The sequence below is a fragment of the Cupriavidus sp. SIMBA_020 genome (genome assembly GCF_046535395.1).
GTDB classification, from domain to species: domain Bacteria; phylum Pseudomonadota; class Gammaproteobacteria; order Burkholderiales; family Burkholderiaceae; genus Cupriavidus; species Cupriavidus campinensis.
On sequence record NZ_JAWRWU010000013.1, the window covers coordinates 119,575 to 139,499 of the forward strand.

At 68.5% G+C, this 19,925-nt stretch carries 13 protein-coding genes; 7 read left to right on the top strand and 6 right to left on the bottom strand.

All coding sequences use genetic code 11. From position 1 onward, the window contains the following. The first annotated feature begins 59 nt into the window (after positions 1-59). The 7 genes from gcvH to SB751_RS22280 all read left to right on the top strand — a co-directional run bounded on the left by gcvH (position 60) and on the right by SB751_RS22280 (position 7,443). Complete coding sequence (gcvH, locus tag SB751_RS22250; RefSeq protein ID WP_144203399.1) at positions 60-440, top strand: glycine cleavage system protein GcvH; 381 nt, start codon at positions 60-62, stop codon at positions 438-440. 101 nt (positions 441-541) lie between these two features. After that, the gene (gcvP, locus tag SB751_RS22255; RefSeq protein WP_410748555.1) at positions 542-3,463 is read left to right on the top strand and encodes an aminomethyl-transferring glycine dehydrogenase; all 2,922 of its coding nucleotides are present in this window, start codon (positions 542-544) and stop codon (positions 3,461-3,463) included. Between the two features lie 89 nt (positions 3,464-3,552). Next, the gene (locus tag SB751_RS22260) at positions 3,553-4,098 is read left to right on the top strand and encodes a DUF421 domain-containing protein (protein ID WP_144203394.1); all 546 of its coding nucleotides are present in this window, start codon (positions 3,553-3,555) and stop codon (positions 4,096-4,098) included. Between the two features lie 74 nt (positions 4,099-4,172). Continuing rightward, on the top strand, positions 4,173-5,549 hold the full coding sequence (locus SB751_RS22265) for an L-serine ammonia-lyase (RefSeq protein WP_144203392.1): 1,377 nt from the start codon (positions 4,173-4,175) through the stop codon (positions 5,547-5,549). A gap of 54 nt (positions 5,550-5,603) precedes the next feature. Continuing rightward, entirely contained in the window at positions 5,604-6,350 is a 747-nt protein-coding gene (locus SB751_RS22270; protein ID WP_211943681.1) for an MBL fold metallo-hydrolase, read from the top strand. Between the two features lie 33 nt (positions 6,351-6,383). Further along, positions 6,384-6,854 (top strand): OsmC family protein, encoded by a 471-nt coding sequence (locus SB751_RS22275; RefSeq protein ID WP_211943682.1) that lies wholly within the window; start codon positions 6,384-6,386, stop codon positions 6,852-6,854. A 112-nt stretch (positions 6,855-6,966) separates the two neighbouring features. After that, positions 6,967-7,443: a glycine zipper family protein gene (locus tag SB751_RS22280; RefSeq protein WP_186296994.1), complete on the top strand. Its 477-nt coding sequence runs from the start codon at positions 6,967-6,969 to the stop codon at positions 7,441-7,443. 19 nt (positions 7,444-7,462) lie between these two features. Here SB751_RS22280 and SB751_RS22285 read toward each other — a convergent pair whose 3' ends face one another. The 6 genes from SB751_RS22285 to SB751_RS22310 all read right to left on the bottom strand — a co-directional run bounded on the left by SB751_RS22285 (position 7,463) and on the right by SB751_RS22310 (position 19,920). After that, complete coding sequence (locus SB751_RS22285; protein ID WP_144203386.1) at positions 7,463-8,578, bottom strand: YbdK family carboxylate-amine ligase; 1,116 nt, start codon at positions 8,576-8,578, stop codon at positions 7,463-7,465. Then, a complete protein-coding gene (locus tag SB751_RS22290; protein ID WP_186296993.1) occupies positions 8,578-9,801 on the bottom strand; it encodes a cation:proton antiporter in 1,224 nt (407 codons plus the stop codon). The genes SB751_RS22285 and SB751_RS22290 overlap by 1 nt, the downstream gene beginning before the upstream one ends. 194 nt (positions 9,802-9,995) lie before the next feature. Then, entirely contained in the window at positions 9,996-11,939 is a 1,944-nt protein-coding gene (locus SB751_RS22295) for a hypothetical protein (RefSeq protein WP_144203382.1), read from the bottom strand. A gap of 193 nt (positions 11,940-12,132) precedes the next feature. Beyond that, on the bottom strand, positions 12,133-13,284 hold the full coding sequence (locus SB751_RS22300; protein WP_144203380.1) for a branched-chain amino acid ABC transporter substrate-binding protein: 1,152 nt from the start codon (positions 13,282-13,284) through the stop codon (positions 12,133-12,135). Between the two features lie 184 nt (positions 13,285-13,468). Next, complete coding sequence (gene putA / locus SB751_RS22305; RefSeq protein ID WP_144203378.1) at positions 13,469-17,437, bottom strand: trifunctional transcriptional regulator/proline dehydrogenase/L-glutamate gamma-semialdehyde dehydrogenase; 3,969 nt, start codon at positions 17,435-17,437, stop codon at positions 13,469-13,471. Positions 17,438-17,622: 185 nt separating this feature from the next. After that, on the bottom strand, positions 17,623-19,920 hold the full coding sequence (locus tag SB751_RS22310) for a primosomal protein N' (RefSeq protein WP_144203376.1): 2,298 nt from the start codon (positions 19,918-19,920) through the stop codon (positions 17,623-17,625). Positions 19,921-19,925 lie beyond the last annotated feature (5 nt).

Here is a 19,925-nt window from a genome sequence, read left to right on the forward strand (position 1 = left end):
GGCTGGCCCCGGCAGGCGAACCGAAACAAGACAAACACTGCATTCCCGGAGAACCCGTCATGAATTTCCCTGCTGACCTGAAGTACACCGAATCGCACGAGTGGGTGCGCGTTGAAGCCGACGGCACGCTGACGATCGGCATTACCGACCATGCGCAGGACGCGCTGGGCGACATCGTCTTCCTGGAGCTGCCCGAAGTCGGCAAGTCGGTAGGCGCCGGCGACGCGCTGGCCGTGGTGGAGTCCGTCAAGGCCGCTTCCGACATCTACGCCCCGGTGGCCGGCGAAGTCATCGCCGTGAACGAAGCCGCGAGCGCCGCGCCGGAATCCGTCAACGCCAACGCCTTCGACGCATGGCTGTTCAAGCTGAAGCCGGCCAATGGCGACGATGTGAACGGCCTGATGACCGTCGACGCCTACAAGGCCAGCGTCGGCGCCTGACGCGCTGTACCAGCCGTCTCCCGAGCCAGGAGGCGGCGCCCGAGATGCCCGCGCGGCGGCCAGGCTGACCACCTGCCGCCCCGCCCCACGAGAGACTTGCCATGAATGCCCCGCTTCCCATGAACGCCGCCCAAGGTAGCCGGCCCACGCTGGCCGAACTGGAGGCGCGCGACGCCTTCGCCGCCCGTCACATCGGCCCGGACACCGCCGAACAGCAACACATGCTCAAGGTGCTCGGCTACGAGACGCGCGCCGCGCTGATCGACGCCGTGGTGCCCGCCGCCATCCGCCGCCGCGACGGCATGCCGCTCGGCGAATTCACCGAGCCGCTGACCGAGGAAGCCGCGCTGGCCAGGCTGCGCGGGCTGGCGAACAAGAACCGCGTGCTCAAGAGCTTCATCGGGCAGGGTTACTACAACACGCTCACGCCGGGCGTCATCCTCCGCAATATCTTCGAAAACCCGGCCTGGTACACGGCCTACACGCCGTACCAGCCCGAGATCTCGCAGGGCCGCCTGGAGGCGATGCTGAACTTCCAGCAGATGGTCACGGACCTGACCGGGCTGGACATTGCCAATGCGTCGATGCTGGACGAAGGCACCGCCGCCGCCGAGGCGATGACGCTGCTCCAGCGCGTGAACAAGCACGCCTCGAACACGTTCTACGTGGCGGACGACGTACTGCCGCAGACGCTGGAAGTGGTACGCACGCGCGCGCTGCCGCTGGGCATCGAGGTCAAGGTCGGCCCCGCCGCCGAGGCCGCCGGCGCCCATGCCTTCGGCGTGCTGCTGCAATACCCGGGCGTGAACGGCGACGTGGCCGACTACCGTGCCATCGCCGATGCCGTGCATGCGGCTGGCGGCCTGGTGGTGGCGGCGGCGGACCTGCTGGCGCTGACGCTGATCGTGGCGCCGGGCGAATGGGGCGCCGACGTGGCCGTGGGCAACTCGCAGCGCTTTGGCGTGCCGCTCGGCTTCGGCGGCCCCCACGCCGGCTACATGGCCGTGAAGGACGAATTCAAGCGCTCGATGCCGGGCCGTCTGGTGGGCGTGACCATCGACGCGCAGGGCAACAAGGCGTACCGGCTGGCGCTGCAGACGCGCGAGCAGCATATCCGCCGCGAGAAGGCCACGTCGAACATCTGTACCGCGCAGGTGCTGCTGGCCGTGATGGCGTCGATGTACGCCGTGTACCACGGGCCGCAGGGCCTCCAGCGCATTGCCCAGCGCGTGCACCGCCTGACCGCCACGCTGGCCGCCGGCCTGAAGGCGATGGGCGTGACCCCGGTCAACGCCACGTTCTTCGACACCCTGACGCTGGAAACCGGCTTCAACACCGAGGCCATCCACGCCGCCGCCACGGCGCGCGGCATCAACCTGCGCCATATCGGCGCCACCCGCGTGGGCATCTCGCTGGACGAGACCGCCTCGCGCGAGGACGTGGTCGCGCTGTGGGAGATCTTCGCGCATGGCAAGCCGGTGCCGGCCTTCGATGCGACCGAGGCGACCGTCGGCGACGGTTTCCCGGCCGCACTGGCCCGCCAGAGCGCCTACCTGACGCATCCGGTCTTCAACACGCACCACGCCGAGCACGAGATGCTGCGCTACCTGCGCTCGCTGGCGGACAAGGACCTCGCGCTGGATCGCACGATGATCCCGCTCGGCTCCTGCACCATGAAGCTCAACGCCACCAGCGAGATGATTCCGGTGACGTGGCCCGAGTTCAGCAAGATCCACCCGTTCGCGCCGCTCGACCAGACCGTGGGCTACCGCGAGATGATCGACCAGCTCGAGGCCATGCTCTGCGCCGCCACCGGCTACGCCGCGGTGAGCCTGCAGCCGAACGCGGGCTCGCAGGGCGAGTACGCCGGCCTGCTGATCATCCAGAAGTACCACGCCAGCCGGGGCGAGGCGCACCGCGACATCTGCCTGATTCCCTCGTCCGCGCACGGCACCAACCCGGCGTCGGCCCAGATGGCCGGCATGAAGGTGGTGGTGGTGGCGTGTGACGCCGACGGCAACGTCGACCTGCAGGATCTGGCGAAGAAGGCCGAGCAGCACAGCCAGAACCTCGCCGCGATCATGATCACCTACCCGTCCACGCACGGCGTGTTCGAGCAGGGCGTACAGCAGATCTGCGAGATCGTGCACCAGCACGGCGGCCAGGTCTACGTGGATGGCGCCAACATGAACGCGATGGTCGGCACCGCCGCGCCGGGCCAGTTCGGCGGCGATGTCTCGCACCTGAACCTGCACAAGACGTTCTGCATTCCGCACGGCGGTGGCGGCCCCGGTGTGGGCCCCGTGGCGGTGGGCGCGCACCTGGCGGACTTCCTGCCGAACCAGGACAGCGTGGGCTATCGCCGCGACGACAACGGCATCGGCGGCGTCTCGGCCGCGCCGTTCGGCTCGGCCAGCATCCTGCCGATCTCGTGGATGTACGTCGCCATGATGGGCTCGGCCGGCCTGACCGCCGCCACCGAGAACGCCATCCTGGCCGCCAACTACGTGGCGCGCCGGCTCTCGCCGCACTTCCCGGTGCTCTACGCCGGCCAGCACGGGCTGGTGGCGCACGAGTGCATCCTGGACCTGCGCCCGCTGCAGAAGGCCACCGGCATCAGCAACGAGGACGTGGCCAAGCGCCTGATGGACTACGGCTTCCACGCGCCGACGATGAGCTTCCCGGTGCCGGGCACGCTGATGATCGAGCCGACCGAGAGCGAGGCGCTGCACGAGCTGGACCGCTTCATCGACGCCATGATCGCCATCCGTGGCGAGATCGCGCGGGTGGAGGACGGCAGCTTCGACCGCGACGACAACCCGCTGCGCCACGCGCCGCACACCGCCGCCGTGATCACCGCCAATGACTGGACCCACGCGTACACGCGCGAGGAAGCGGCCTACCCCATTGCCTCGCTGCGCACGCAGAAGTACTGGCCGCCGGTGGGCCGGGCGGACAACGTGTACGGCGACCGCAACCTGTTCTGCGCCTGCGTACCGATGAACGAGTACGCGCAGGACTAAGGCGCCGTGTCTGGCGGCGTCCGGGCAGACCGGGCCCGCCGGCGCGCTTTGCATCCCGCAGCACACCATCCCTAGCGGAGGTCTCGTCCATGTGGAATCTCAGCGCCCCCTGGTGGGAATTCGTGCTGCGCGGGCTGATCGTCTACGCCGCGCTGCTATTCCTGATGCGCGTGTCGGGCAAGCGCCAGATCGGCCAGTTGTCGCCGTTGGACCTGGTGCTGCTGCTGATCATCTCGAACGCGGTGCAGAACGCCATGAATGGCGGCGACAACTCCGTGACCGCCGGGCTGATCCTGGCCGCCACGCTGTTCGGCGCCGACGTGCTGGTGGGCTATGGCACCTGGCGCAGCCACCGCCTGGAGACGCTGGTGGAAGGCCGGCCCGAGATCCTCATTCACCAGGGCGAGATCTTCCGTGATGTGATGCGCCGGGAGCGCATCACGCCGCGTGAGCTGCAGAAGGCGCTGCGCCGCAACGGCTGCGAGCGTGTGGCAGACGTGCATTTCGCTATCCTTGAGACAGACGGCACGGTCAGCGTGATCCAGAAGGAGAAGTCCGAGGAAGGGCAGGCCAAGCCGACCATCGACCCGATGTGGCAGGACCCCGCCCGGCCCGATGCCGATATGTCGCTCTGACCCGACACCCGACCGGCTCCCCGACTGCATTCCCGCCCTGCGCCCCCGCGCGCCGCCCCCTACCGGAGTTCCCCGTGGCTGTCAGCGTTTTCGATCTGTTCAAGGTAGGTATCGGGCCCTCCAGCTCGCATACCGTGGGGCCCATGCGTGCGGCCCTGATGTTCGCGCACGGGCTCGAGCGGGACGGCCTGCTGCCCCGCGTGGGTAGCGTGCGCGTGGAGCTGTACGGCTCGCTCGGCGCCACCGGCAAGGGCCACGGCACCGACAAGGGCGTGATGCTGGGGCTGATGGGCGATGCGCCCGACACCGTCGACCCGGAAACCATCGAGGCCCGGCTGGCCACGCTGCGCACCCGGCGCACGCTCGCTCTGCTCGGCACGCACGAGGTGCCGTTCGTGGAGCGCGAGCACATCGTGTTCTATCGGCGCGAGGCCATGGCCGAGCATCCCAACGGCATGAAGTTTCACGCCTTCGACGCGGACGGCACGCCGCTGCGCGAGGCACGCTATCTGTCCGTGGGCGGCGGCTTCGTGGTCACGGCCGGCGCGCCGAACACCCAGATCCTGGCGGCCGAGCGGCAGTTGCCGCACCCGTTCCGGAGCGGCCGGGCGATGCTGGAGATGGCGCACGCGAGCGGCAAGTCCATCGCCCGGCTCATGATGGAGAACGAACTGACCTGGCGGCCCGAGCAGGAAGTGACCGATGGCCTGCTTCATATCTGGGACGTGATGCAGCAATCCGTGGCGCGCGGCTGCCGCACCGACGGCGAGCTGCCGGGGCCGTTCAAGGTACGGCGGCGCGCGCCCGAGTTGTACCGGGGGCTGACGCTGCACGCCGAGCGGGCGCTCTCCGATCCGCTCTCCGTGATGGACTGGGTCAACCTCTACGCCATCGCCGTCAACGAGGAAAACGCCGCCGGCGGGCGTGTGGTCACGGCGCCGACCAACGGCGCGGCCGGCATCATCCCGTCGGTGCTGCACTACTACGACCGCTTCATTCCCGGCGCCAACCGCGCCGGCGTGGTCGATTTCCTGCTCACGGCGGGCGCCATCGGCCTGCTCTACAAGCTCAACGCCTCGATCTCGGGCGCCGAAGTCGGCTGCCAGGGCGAAGTCGGCGTGGCCTGCTCGATGGCCGCCGGCGCGCTGGCGGCGGTGCTCGGCGGCACGCCGGAGCAGGTCGAGAACGCGGCCGAGATCGGCATGGAGCACAACCTCGGCCTGACCTGCGACCCGGTCGGCGGCCTGGTCCAGATCCCCTGCATCGAACGCAACGCCATGGCGTCCGTCAAGGCGGTCAACGCCGCCCGCATGGCCCTGCGCGGCGACGGCACCCACTATGTCTCGCTGGATTCGGTCATCAAGACCATGCGCGAAACCGGCGCCGACATGAAGACCAAATACAAGGAGACGGCGCGCGGCGGGCTGGCGGTGAATATCGTGGAGTGTTGAGTACCTGCCGGCGTATCATGGCGGCACCCCCGGTTTGCCAAGAAGAAAACGGCCATGCAGACCTTCCATCAGCTGTTCGACGAGACTTCGTCCACCTTTACCTACCTGCTGATCGACGCCGAGACGCGCGAGGCGCTGCTGATCGATCCGGTGGACCGGCAGTACGCGCGTGACCTGGCGCTGCTGGGTGAGACCGGCGTGCGGCTGGTGTGGATTGTCGAGACCCACGCGCACGCCGACCACATCACCTCCGCCGGGCAGTTGGCCCAGCAGACGGGTGCCAACACCGCCGCGCCGTCCGGCTGCGACATCAAGCCCGCGCTGAAACAGCTGATCGACGGGGATACCGTCACCTTCGGCAAGCAGGTGCTGCGTGCGATCCATACCCCCGGGCACACCGCCGGCAGCATGAGCTACCTCTGGGAGGAAGCCACACCGGACGGCGTGGTGCGCCGCATCTTCACCGGCGATGCGCTGCTGATCGACGGCTGCGGCCGCACCGATTTCCAGTCCGGCGACGCCGGCACACTGTTCGACAGCCTCACCGAGAAGCTTTTCCGCCTGCCCGACGACACGCTGGTCTACCCCGCCCACGACTACAGGGGCCGCACCCAGTCGACCATCGGCCATGAGCGCGCGCACAACAGCCGCGTGGCGGGACGCACGCGCGACGAGTTCATCGTCATGATGCGCGCCCTCAACCTGCCCCGACCCAAGCTGATCGATATCGCCGTGCCGGCGAACCAGCGCCTGGGACTCGTGACCGGGCGAGATGGGGAAAGCGTGCCGCACGGCATCTGATTTTTCGTTCTTCTACTACCCGGAGTGACCAGCATGGCCGAACACACCGCCGAGATCGTGTGGGAGCGTGGCGATCAGGATTTCGTGAGCAACCGCTACAGCCGCAAGCATGCGCTGCGCTTCGACGGCGGCGCGGAAGTGCCGGGCTCGTCGTCGCCGCACGTGGTGCCGCTGCCGATGTCCGATGCCAGCGCGGTGGACCCCGAGGAAATGCTGATCGCCTCGATTTCGGCCTGCCACATGCTGTGGTTCCTGGCGCTGGCCGCCAAGCAGCGCTTTGTGGTCGATCGCTATGTGGACAAGTCGGTGGGCGAGATGGCCAAGACCGCCGAAGGCCGCATGGCGGTGACCGTGGTGACGCTGCGTCCCGATGTCACGTTCTCGGGCGAGCGCCTGCCGACCCGCGCGGACATCGATCACCTGCACCACGCCGCGCACGACGCCTGCTTCATCGCAAATTCGGTGAAGTCCGAGATCCGATGCGAGCCGGTGTATCCGACCTGACCCCTGCAAACGCCTAATACGCGGCACGAAGGAATTCATTTGACTTCGCCCCCTGCGCTGCAATACTGAGACCGCACACGCGGGCACATGGCCCCGCCGGAGGAGGTACATCATGCATCACAGCAAGCGATGGGGGATGGTGCTCGGCGCCGCAATCGCAGTGGTTGCGGCCGGCGTGCAGGCGCAGTCGAAACCGGTGGCCTATCCGGCCAAGGGTCAGTCCGCGCAGCAGCAGTCCAAGGACGACGGGGAGTGCTATAGCTGGGCCAAACAACAGACCGGGATAGATCCCGCGGTGGTAGCCCAGGCACCGCCGCAACAGCAGGCCCAGGGCGGCCAGCGCGTGCAAGGCGCGGCGCGCGGGGCAGCCGGCGGCGCTGTGGTGGGCGCGATTGCGGGCGATGCCGGCAAGGGCGCGGCGGCCGGTGCCGCGGTCGGGACCATGGCGGGCGGCTCGCGGAACCGGCAGGAACGCCGCAACGTGCAGGCAGCGAACGAACAGAACGCCGCAAGCCAGCAACAGGCGATGGGCAGCTACTACCAGGCGTGGAAGGCTTGCATGGGTGGCAAGGGATACACGGTGCAGTAGCGCCGCCCTGCCGCCGGCTTCAGGCTTCCCAGCGCTCGCAGGTACGCCGCACGGTTTCGCGCAGGCTGTGCGCATCGGCATCGACGGTGCGCACCCAGTGCGCGTCGTTGTCGCGGCTCGAGGCCAGCGCGCGGATGTTCTCGAGCGCCTTGAGCGACCCGAGCGCCTCCGCGTGCGGCACCAGCGCGTCGCAAATCGACAAAATATGATCCGAGATCGGCATCCGCGTCAGTTCGTTCGGATGCACGTACTCGCCCTCCAGCCCGAAGCGGCACGCCTGGAAGCGGTTGAAGGTGTACACCAGGTAGTCGTCTTCCTGCGGCATGAACGGCCGTGACAGCAGCAGGTAGCGCGCCAGCGCCTGGATGTACGCCGCGATGTCGCAGGCGCGCTCCACGGTCAGCGGGGTGTCCATCACGCGCACCTCGATCGTGCCGAACTCCGGCTTGGGACGGATATCCCAATAGAAGTCCTTCATGCTCTCGATCACGCCCGTGTTGCGCATCTTGTTGAAGTACGCCGTGAAGGCGTCCCACGTCAGCACGTGCGGCGCGCGGCCGCTCATCGGGAACGCCGCCACCGAGTTCAGCCGCGCCGAGGCAAAGCCGGTATCCACCCCCTGCACGTACGGCGACGACGCCGCCAGCGCAATGAAGTGCGGCACGTAGCGGCCGATGGCGTGGAGCAGGAACAGCGACTCGTCCGCGCTCGGGCAGCCGATGTGGACGTGCTGGCCGAACACCGTGAACTGCTTGGCGAGGTAGCCGTACAGCTCGGAAATGTACTGGTAGCGCGGCGAATCGGAGATGGTCCGGTCCGACCATTGCTGGAACGGATGGGTGCCGCCGCCGCAGATGCCCAGGTTCAGCGAGCGGGAGGCGCGCGTCATCAGGTCGCGCATGACCGTCAGCTCCTCCAGCGCCTGCGCGTAGTCGCGGCAGATGCCGGTACTGATCTCGATCATCGACGGACTGATCTCGGGCTTGATGTCCCCCGCGTGCTGGGCGCCCTTGAGCGCACGCAGCAGATCCGGCGCAAACGGCGCCAGGTCATAGTCATGACGGTTCACGAGCTGGAGTTCCAGCTCCACGCCAAACGTCAGCGCCTCGGAATGCTTGAACGGTTCGAGCGACATCAGCGCCCTCCTCCATTGTCACGCGCCTCGCCGGCATAGCGCAGCGCCCAGGACGCGATGACCGGCCCCAGCAACTGTTCGATGGCCAGCGCGCACAGGATGATCGATGCCAGCGGCCCGCCGGTGCTCGGGTACAGGCGCGCCACGTCGTTCATCAGCAGGTAGGCCAGCCCAGACATCGGCGCCAGCGCCAGCCCCAGCGCCATGCACTGGCGCAGGCTCAAGCCCGAGAACGATCCGAGCGACACCACGCCGGCCAGCTTCGCCACATGGCGCATCACGACCAAGGCCACCGCCAGCGTGCCGCCGACCACCCAGTCATGCGCCGTCAGCGGCAGGCCCAGCGACACCACCATCACGATGATCAGCAGGCTCCCGGCGCTGCCGAAGTGCGCCGGCCACACGTGCGGCTGGCGGTCCTGGTGCTTGAAGACCACGCCGGCCAGCATCAGCGTCAGCGGCATGGACAATTTTAGGACGCGCGTCAGCGCCAGCGTGAACAACACCAGCCCCACCAGCACCAGGAAGCTGTAGTGATCGTCCGCGGACATGCGCGCGTACAGCGCGTGCCCGAGCTTGCCCACCACCCACGCCAGCAGGCACGAGCCCACCAGCAGGTAGAGCGGATGCAGCAGCGCCGCGCCGATATTGCCGTATTCGGAATGGAGCCAGCCCGTGGCCACCTGGACGATGGCCGCCGCGTAGATGCTGTTCAGCGCCGCCATGGCCATCAGCCGTTCCGTGACCTGCCCCTCGGCGCGCAGTTCGTTCTTGAGCTGGAGCACGATGGTGGGCGAGGTACTGACCGCGATGCCGCCGGCCAGGATCGCCACGCCCGGCGACGCCCCGAGCCACTGGAGTACCGTGGCAACCAGCCCCCAGGTCAGCAGGCTCTCGGCCGCGCTGGTAAACAATAGCCAGCGGTTGGCGCGCAGCCATGACAGCGACAGCCGGTGGCCGAGTTCGAACAGGGCCAGGGCCAGCGCCATGTCGATCAGCACCCGCGTCTGCAGGATCATGTTGTCGTCGACGATGCTGCGGCCGAGCATGCCGGCGAACAGCCCCACCACCGCGTAGCCGACGATGCGCGGCAGGCCCAGCCAGCGGCGGCAGACCTCTCCGGCCAGGCCCGCGCCAACCAGCGCGAGACCCACCCAGAACAGGCCGCCCGGCACCAGCGGCAGGGTCGGGAAAAGTTGGCTCAATCCGTTCATGGCCGACATGGTAACGGAAGCACTTGGGTTGCAGTGTCGGGCTTTGTCCGACCCCCCATGGAAGATGCCGGCAACTCACGGCAACTTCCAATAAAAAACGCCATCGTCGGCGATGGCGTTTTGTAGGAGTTTCAAGAATCAGAATCGGGGACGGTTTCCCGGGCCGGTTTCAGCGCCCGGAGCTCCCTCGCACCGCCCCGAAGTTACACACCCCACACCTTCCACTTCGGACGGGTGGCCTTCAGGCTGGCCTCCGCCTTGGCGTACAGCGGGCGGGTGCGGCCCTTGTCCGCGCCGAGGTTGCGGGCGCGTTCGAACCAGCCCAGCGCCGTCTCGCGCTGGCCCATGCCCAGCGCCGCCAGCACCGCGTGCAGCCAGGTTTCGGCATCCCAGTCGGCGCGGGCGGCGAAGGCCAGCTGGAAGTCGGTCAGCGCTTCCGGAAACTGCTCCATCTCCGTCAGCAGCCGGGCCCGCTGGGCGCGCGGCGCGGCCTGGTCGGCCGGATCGCCCTCGGTCAGCAACACCGCCCGCTCGAACAGCGGCAGCGCGCGGGCCGGCTCGGCCAGTTCGTGCCAGATCTGGCCGAAGCGGTTGAACAGCCACGCGTCCTCCACCAGCAGCGAGCGGCGTTGCAGGGCTTCGAGTTCACCCAGGGCGTCGATCTTGTCGTGCTCGTCCATCGCCGCCATGCCCGCCTGCAGCAACGCCGCATAGTGGGCGCGGGCGTGCGCCATGGCGTGGGCGCCGGCGGTGCGGGCCTCCACGGGCAGCGCGTCCAGCCGCGCATCCATATGGGTGATGGCGGCGCGCGCGGATTCGGTGGCATCGCGCCCGCCCAGCGCGCGCCAGGCGGCTACCAGCCGGCTGAACGCCCACGTCACATCGGCCGGATTGCGCTCCACCGGGTAGCGGTTGAGCACCTCGCCGGCCAGCTCCACCACCTGCTTGTGCTGGCCCGCCGACGCATGGGCGTCGAGCAGGTCGATCCAATGGTCGATGAAATCGCTCGCGGCCATGCCCTTGTGGTGCAGTGCCACTTTTTCCTCGACATGGGCGGCATCGGCCGGCAGCAGGCGCGCCGTGAGCCGGCACAGCAGCGAGTACAGGTGCGGGTCGGCGTTGCCGCCGTGGCCGTCGGCATCGCCCTCACCTGTGGAAAAGTAGGCTTCGAAGCGCTCCAGCCCTTTGCGGCAGGTGGCCTCCAGCATCGGCTTCAGGGCCGACTCGGACGCCGGCACCTCGTCGATGAACGCGCCCAGCGCCGTGGCGGCGTGGAAGTAGGCGGCGCCGTCGTCGGCATCGGCGGTCATGGCGAAACCCTGCCAGGCCGGCGGCGTACCCGGCGCTGCGTCGGCAGACTGATGGCGCCAGGTCAGGTCGCGTACCTGCGCCTGCGGGTCGGGCCGCTGGCGCAGGTAGGTGGCCAGGTCGTCCAGCGCGCCGGCGCGGTCGCTGCCCAGCCGCAGCGGCGCGCGCAGCCGGCGCGCCTCGGGGTGATCGGGGTGCTCGGCCAGCACGCGCTCGGCCTCCATGCCCGCCATGGCGTCGCCGGCTTCTGGCGTCAGGTCGAGCAATTCGGGGGAATCGAGGGCGATACGGGCCAGGCAGATGCGCATCAGCGGCTCGCCAAGCTGGCTGGCGGCGTCGGCACGATCCACGTAGTCCTGCACCAGCGGCAGGATATCGGCGGCGCCGAGATCCGGCGCGCGATACAGCAGGTCGTGCCAGTAGCGACCCGCGCGGGCGAAATCGTTGAGCCGGAAGGCGACGAAGCCGGCGTAGAAGTGCGCGGCCCACTCGCCCGACGCCAGCCCGTTGCGGCGCGCGGCCTCGTGGAGCCACGGCAGCGCCTCGGCGTCCTGCCCCTGGCGCATCAGCAGCGTGCCGTAAAGATGGGCGAGCGCGCCGCGCGACGCCCAGCGGTGCACCGGCGCCAGCGGCAGCTCGGGCAGACGGGCCATGGCGGCCTCCAGCGCGGCCAGCGCGCCGGGCACATCGTCCTGGTCCGCATGCAGTTGCGCCTGCAGCGCGGCGTAGTCGACCACTTCGGGGTGGGCCTCGCAAAGCTGGTCGGCGATCTGTAGCGCCTCGGCGTGGCGCCCGGCATTGGCTAGCGCAATCGCGTGCTCATAACTGACTTCCTGCACGGACGGCTCCTATGGAAAAAGTATGCAAAAGCGCGATTATGCGCCAACGCCGGGAAAGACCATGGGAAGAACAGCGGGGGAAACCCATCTGCTTTGGTATAAAAAAACGCCACCCGGGGGGTGGCGTGAGTCCTGCAGGCGCGCCGGCCGGAGGAAAGCCAGCCGGCGGCCCTGTGTCTTGCGCAGTCAGGGCTTACTTGCCGCCCACCGTTTCCAGCACGGTCCACTTGCCGTCCACGACCTTGTAAACGGTAATGCCGCCGTCCTTCAGGTCACCGCGGGCGTCATAGGCCAGCGTCTTGGTGGTCACGCCCTGCATGTTGGTCGCGGCCAGTACCGGCAGGTAACGCGCCGGGTCAGCCGAGCCGGCCTTGATCATCGCCGTCATCATGGCGGTGGCGCCGTCATAGGCGTACGGCGAGTAGGTCTGCACCTTGCCGCCGAAGCGCTTTTCGTACTTCTTCTCGTACGCGGCGCCGCCCGGCATCTGGTCCAGCGGCAGGCCGGCCAGCGACACCACCGTGCCATCGGCCGCCGAGCCGGCCAGCTTCAGGAAGTTGTCGGTCTTCGACATTTCGCCCGACACCAGCGGCGCCTTCAGGCCCAGTTCCTTGACCTGCTTGGCCATCGGGGCCGATTGGGTCTCGGCGCCGCCGTAGAAGATCACGTCCGGGTTGCTGCGCTTCAGGTTGGTCAGCACGGCCTTGAAGTCCACCGCCTTGTCGTTGGTGAACTCGCGGCGCACGATCTTGCCGCCGGCGGCCTTGGCGGCCTTCTCGAACTCGTCAGCCAGACCCTGGCCGTAGGCGGTACGGTCATCGACGATGGCGATGTTCTTGGCACCCAGCTTCTTCACCACAAAGGCGCCGATCACCGAACCCTGCTGGGTATCGGACGTCATCATGCGGAACGTGGTCTTGAAGCCCTGGCGCGTGTACTCGGGGGCCGTGGCCATGGCGATCTGGGGAATGCCGGCGCGGTTGTAGACCATCGACGCCGGGATGCTGGTGCCCGAGTTGAAGTGGCCGAGCATGCCCTGGATGCCCGAGTCCACCAGCTTCTGGGCCACCACGGAACCCGTCTTCGGATCTGCCTGGTCATCTTCCGAGACCAGCACGAACTTGACTTCCTTGCCGCCGATCTTCGGCTTGGTGGCGTTCATGTCCTCGATGGCGAGGACCACGCCGTTCTGCATGTCCTTGCCGTACTGCGCCTGGCCGCCGGTCATCGGGGCGGCGAAGCCCAGCTTGATTTCCTGCGCCTGCGCGAAGGCAGCCTGCGCGGCGGTCAGGCCTGCAACGGCCATGGCAACGGTCATGGCCGTTTTTTGGAATGTCGAGCTCATCAGTTCTCCTTGGGTCCCATTGGGTGCTTAGGGTGCCGTATTGTGGCTGCGCGGCCGGCCTCCGGCGCGCATCGCGGACCGGCGTTGGCAGCACCGCTCCGTTCCTCGGTTGCGCGGCGGGGTCGGGATCGCCGGCCCCCACCGCACGCATCGACAACCGATCAACTAAGGACTTGCTTAATACTTAGCCAATCGTCATCAGACTTGCATTGCCGCCCGCTGCCGCCGTGTTGACGGACAGCGAACGCTCGATCAACAAACGCTCCAGCGCGACATTCGGTTCACCGTGAGCCAACCCCTGCACGCCGACGATGGGACCAGGCCGCTGGGCCACCTGTTCGCAGACGGTACGCAGCTGGTCGGAATCGCCGTGGTGCAGCACCGCGTCGAAAGCGGCGTCCGCAGCCTGCGCATCTTGCCAGTTGGCGGCCAGGCGGACGCGCGATTGTACTGCCTGGGGCAGGCGCGACAGCAAGCCCTTGTTTGCAGTGGTGTCTGGCCACAACGCCTGGGCGCCCACGGCCAGTACGGCGGCCAGCTGGGTGAGCAGGTCTGCCTCTTGCTGGGCCAGGCACAGCACCCGCTCGCGCGGCAGCAGCGAGTAGGTATTGCGCTCGCCGGTGGGGCCGGGCAGCGTCACGGCCAGGCCGGACGGGCTCGCCTCGGCGAAGCGGTCGCAGGCGGCCGCCAACTCGGGTTGCGAGCCCTGCGCCCACGCCTTCAGCGCGGCCAGGCCGGATGAGACCGGCGCAACCTGCGCCCCGCCGTTGGTATCGGCGCTACGCACGGTGCGGGCCACGGCGTCCTGCGGGCACACCGACAGCAGGCGGTGCAGGTAGAGCGGGCCGCCCGCCTTGGGGCCGGTGCCGGACAGGCCCTCGCCACCAAACGGCTGCACGCCAACCACTGCACCAACAATGTTGCGATTCACATACAGGTTGCCCACATGGGCACGATCCACGATGCGGGCGATGGTTTCGTCAATCCGCGTATGGATGCCCAGCGTCAGGCCATAGCCGGTGCCGTTGATCTGGTCGATCATCGTGTCGAGCGCGGCGCGCGGGTAGCGCACCACGTGCAGCACCGGGCCGAAGACCTCGCGTTGCAACTCATCCAGGCTTTCCAGCTCGATCAGCGTGGGCGGCACGAAGGTGCCGTGGCGGCAGGCGGCAGACTGCGCGGCGCCCGGATCGGCCTGATGGACACGGCGGCCCTTGGCGCGCATCGCCTCGATATGGCGGACGATGCCGGTACGCGCTTCGTCGTCGATCACCGGGCCGACGTCGGTCGAGAGGCGGTCCGGGTTGGCCAGCGTCAGCTCGCCCATCGCGCCCTTGAGCATTTCCAGGATGCGGTCGGCCACGTCTTCCTGCAGGCACAGCACGCGCAGCGCGGAGCAGCGCTGGCCAGCCGAGTCGAAGGCGGAGGACACCACGTCCGCCACCACCTGCTCGGCCAGCGCGGACGAATCCACGATCATCGCGTTCTGGCCGCCGGTTTCGGCGATCAGCGGGATCGGACGGCCGGCGGCGTCCAGACGGCCAGCCACGTTGCGTTGCAGCAGGCGCGCCACCTCGGTGGAGCCGGTGAACATCACGCCCTTGACGCGGGCATCGCCCACCAGCATGGCGCCGACGGTCTCGCCGCGGCCCGGCAGCAGTTGCACGGCACCAGCCGGCACGCCGGCCTCGCGCAGCAGGCGCACGGCCTGGGCGGCGATCAGCGGGGTCTGCTCGGCCGGCTTGGCCAGCACCGGGTTGCCGGCGGCCAGCGCGGCAGCCACCTGGCCGGTGAAGATCGCCAGCGGGAAATTCCACGGGCTGATGCAGACCACCGGGCCCAGCGGGCGATGGGTATCGTTCGAGAAGCCCTCCCGCACCTGCACCGCGTAGTAGCGCAGGAAGTCCACGGCCTCGCGCACTTCGGCAATCGCGTTCGAGAAGGTTTTGCCGGCCTCGCGCATGATGGTGCCCATCAGCGACTGCATCTGGGCTTCCATCAGGTCAGCGGCGCGCTCCAGGGCGGCGGCGCGCACCTCGGGCGGCGTGGCCTGCCAGATCGGCGCCACGTTGACGGCGGCGGCCAGCGCGGCCTCGATCTCGTCCGGTGTGGCTTCGCTGACGTGGCCCACCACGTCGCGGTGGTCGGCCGGATTCAGCACCGGGGCGAACACGGCGTCGGCGCGCGACACATCGCCACCCAGCAGCGGCTCGGCACGCACGGTGTCGCTCGTGCCGGCCAGCAGCGCCGACGACAGCGACGCCAGCCGGTGCTCGTTCGACAGATCGATACCGATCGAATTGGCGCGCGACTTGCCATACAGCGCGCGCGGATGCGGGATGCGCGGGTGCGGCAGGCCGAGCGTGCCTTCGGTCTTGTGCATCTGCTCGACCACGGCCACCGGGTCGGCCACCAGCTCGTCGAGGGCGATGGTGTCGTCGGCAATCCGGTTCACGAACGACGTATTTGCGCCATTTTCCAGCAGGCGGCGGACCAGATAGGCCAACAGCGTTTCGTGCGTGCCCACCGGCGCGTAGATCCGGCAAGGCCGGTTGAACTTGCCCTCGGCAAGGGGACCCACCACCTGGTCGTACAGCGGCTCGCCCATGCCGTGCAGGCACTGGAACTCGTATTGGCCGGGGTAGTAGTTCTGGCCGGCGATCTGGTAGATCGCCGAAAGCGTGTGCGCGTTGTGCGTGGCGAACTGGGGATAGATCGCGTCGGGCACGGACAGCAGCTTGCGCGCGCAGGCGATGTACGACACATCGGTGTACACCTTGCGCGTATAGACCGGGTAGCCCTCCAGGCCATCGACCTGCCCGCGCTTGATCTCGCTATCCCAATAGGCGCCCTTGACCAGGCGGATCATCAGGCGGTGCCGGCTGCGGCGCGCGAGGTCGATCACATAGTCGATCACGAACGGGCAGCGCTTCTGGTAACCCTGCACCACGAAGCCGATGCCGTTCCAGCCGGCGAGGTCGGGTTCGAAGCAGAGGCGTTCGAGCAGGTCGAGCGAGATTTCGAGGCGGTCTGCCTCTTCCGCATCGATATTGATGCCGATGTCGTACTGGCGCGCCAGCATCGTCAGGGACTTCAGGCGGCCGTAGAGTTCCGAGATCACGCGCTCGTGCTGGGCGCGGCTGTAGCGCGGATGCAGCGCGGACAGCTTGATCGAGATGCCCGGGCCCTCGTAGATGCCCCGGCCGCGTGACGCCTGGCCGATGGCGTGGATGGCCTGCTCGTAGGAGGCCAGGTAGCGCTGGGCGTCGGCCTCGGTCATGGCGGCTTCGCCGAGCATGTCGTACGAGTAGCGGAAGCCTTCGGCCTCGTATTTCCGGGCGTTGGCGAGCGCCTCGGAGATGGTCTCGCCGGTGACGAACTGCTCGCCCATCAGGCGCATGGCCATATCCACGCCCTTGCGGATCAGCGGCTCGCCGCCCTTGCCGATGATGCGCGTCAGCGCCTTCGACAGCCCGGACTCCGTATGCGTGGCGACCAGCTTGCCGGTCAGCAGCAGGCCCCAGGTGGCGGCGTTGACGAACAGCGACGGGCTCTGGCCCAGGTGCGACTGCCAGTTGGCGCCGCTGATCTTGTCGCGGATCAGCGCGTCGCGCGTGGCCTTGTCGGGAATGCGCAGCAGCGCTTCGGCCAGGCACATCAGCGCCACGCCTTCCTGCGACGACAGCGAGAATTCCTGAATCAGGCCCTGCACCAAGCCTTCGCGGCCGGTGCCCACCTTCTGCTCGCGCAGGCGCTGGGCCAGCGTCTTGGCCATCTTGATCGCGGCGTCGGCCTGTTGCTGCGGCAGGCGGGCCTGTTCCAGCAGCACCGGCACGCAATCGGTTTCCGGGCGACGATAGGCCGAGGTAATCGCAGCGCGCAGCACGGACTGCGGCTGGATACTCTGGGCGAATTCGAGGAATGGCTGCGGGGCGGTGTCGCCCGGTTGCACCTCGGTGTCGCTGCCGTCGGCGTCCGCGCTGGCGCCGAACCCGCCTTCGTGCGGCAGATGGCCGCGCTCGACCTGCTCCAGATACGTGAAGATCGCCTGCTTGATCAGCCAGTGCGGGGTGCGGTCGATCGATTGGGCAACGCGTTTGAGGCGGTCGCGCGAGGCGTCGTCGAGCTTGACGCCGAGGGTGGTGGTGGCCATGCGAGCAGTTCTCCGAAAAGCGGGGGAAGCGGCCACGCGGTCCGCGCGCGGTGCGCACGCGAGCCCCGGCCGCTTCAGGGCTGCCGCGATATTACCCTCGGAAAATTGCGAGGTGCAACCTAGTGCAACCCCTTAGCCTGCGAAGGGGTGCGACGGTTGCACCACTACAACACTTTGCACGCCGTCTAGATCCGCAGCGGGTCGATCTCCAACTGCCAGCGCACCCCCTTCACGGCGCTGCCGACCTCGCCAAATGTTTGCACCCACTCGCTCACAAACCGTTGCAACACCGGGCGGGCGCTCGCTTCCACCAGCATCTGCGCACGCTCCTTGTTGAAGATCCGCACCATCGACATCGGCACCGGGTCGTGGAGTTGCACCTCTGGCGCCAGCGCACAGGCATCGGCCCGTTCGCGCGCGGCCTGGAGGAAGGCCAGCGCCCGTTCGAGCTGGCCGTGCTCGGCCGTGACCAGCACTTGATAGGCGAATGGCGGCAGGCTGGCCTGACGGCGCTCGCGCAACTGGCTGGCGGCAAATCCATCATAGTCATGCCGGACCAGCGCCTGCAACGCCGGGGCGTCCGGGTAACGGGTCTGGATCAAGACTTCGCCCGGCAGCCCGGCCCGGCCCGCGCGGCCGGAGACCTGCATCAGCGACGCGAACAGGTGCTCGGCGGCGCGGAAGTCGTGACTGAACATCGCGGCGTCCGGATGGACGATGCCGACCAGCGTCACGCGCTGGAAGTCGTGGCCCTTGGCCACCATCTGCGTGCCAACCAGGATGTCGACCTCGCCCGCGTGGACTTCGTCGAACATCGCCTGCGCGGTGCCCTTGCGGCGCGTGGAGTCGGCGTCGATCCGGGCGATGCGGGCGTCTGGAAAACGCGTGGCGAGGGCCTCCTCGATGCGCTGCGTGCCCCGCCCAAGTGGCGCAATATCGACATTGCCGCAGTCAGGGCAGTGATGCGGCACTGGCGATTCCAGCCCGCAGTGGTGGCAGCGCAGCCGGCGCTCCGGCCGGTGCAGCACGAGGTACGCCGAGCAACGCGGGCAGCCGGAGAGCCAGCCGCAACTGTCGCAGGCCAGCACCGGCGCATAGCCGCGCCGGTTCAGGAACAGCAGGCTTTGCTGGCCGCGCTCCAGCCGTTGCTGGATGGCGTCCAGCAGCGGCACGGAGAGCCCTTCGAACAGATGGCGCTGGCGCTGCCGCTCATGGTTCAGGTCGATCAGCCGCACAGTGGGCAGCGCGGCGTCCGCCTGGGCGCGCTCGCGCAGCACGAGCTTGCGGTAGGCGCCCTGCTCGGCGCGATGCCAGGTCTCCATGGACGGCGTGGCGGAGCCCAGCACGATGCCGATCTTCAATTGGTTGGCGCGCCAGACGGCCAGGTCGCGCGCCGAGTAGCGCAGCCCTTCCTGCTGCTTGTATGACGTATCGTGCTCTTCATCGACGACAATCAGCCGCAAGTGCGGCATCGACGCCAGCACCGCCATCCGCGTACCCAGCACGATGCGCGCCTCGCCGCGATGGGCGGCGAGCCATTGCAGACTGCGCTCCTGATCGGCCAGCCCGCTGTGGAGCACGGCCAGCGGCTCATGCGGGAAGCGGGCGGCAATGCGGGCCTGGAGCTGCGGCGTGAGATTGATCTCAGGCACGAGCATCAGGATCTGCGCGGCGGGGTCGGCGGCCAGCAGGCTCGCCATGGCGTGCAGGTAGACCTCGGTTTTGCCGCTGCCGGTGACGCCGTGTAGCAGGAACGGCGCGAAGCCTTCGGCGCCGGCGATGGCGTCCACGGCCTGCCGCTGCTCGTCGTGGAGGGGCGGCGCGACGGAGGGTGGCTGGTCCGGCGCAATATCGAGCAGCCTTCGCGCAGCAATCGACGATTCGATCCAGCCGGCGCCTTCCCACTCGGCCAGCCGGGCGGGGGCGGCGGTGCAGAGGGCGCGGGCGTCCGCCAGACCGATCCAGTCCGGCGTTGCGGCCAGCGCGGCGGCCAGCGCATGGGCGGTGCGGGAGCGCGTGGGTACGGCGGCGCGCAAGGCATCGCCCTGCCCTTCGCGTACCCGGTACTGCGTGCTTTGGGCGCGTTGGCCGAGGCGACCCCACGTCTCGGCCTCGCGCAGCGAGGGCGGCAGCGCAGGCAGCATGACCTCGCCCAGCCGGCGGTGGTAGTAGCGCGCCGCAAAACGGGCCAGCGCCATCCATTCGGCGTTCAGCGGGGGCATCCAGCCGATATGGCGCTCCACCGGGCGCAGGCGGTCCGGGGGCACATCGCTGCTGTCGGCCATCTCCACGGCCACGCCGACCATGCTGCGGCGGCCGAACGGCACCACCACGAGGTCACCCGGGGCCACGCCATGCGCGGCCACGTAGTCGAAACAGTCGTCGGCCGGGGTATCGAGCGCCACGCGCACGATTGGTGCCGGGCCCGGGGAGGCTTCCAATGTCTGTGATGTTTGCGCGACGTCGAGCAGGGGGACGGTCATCGGCG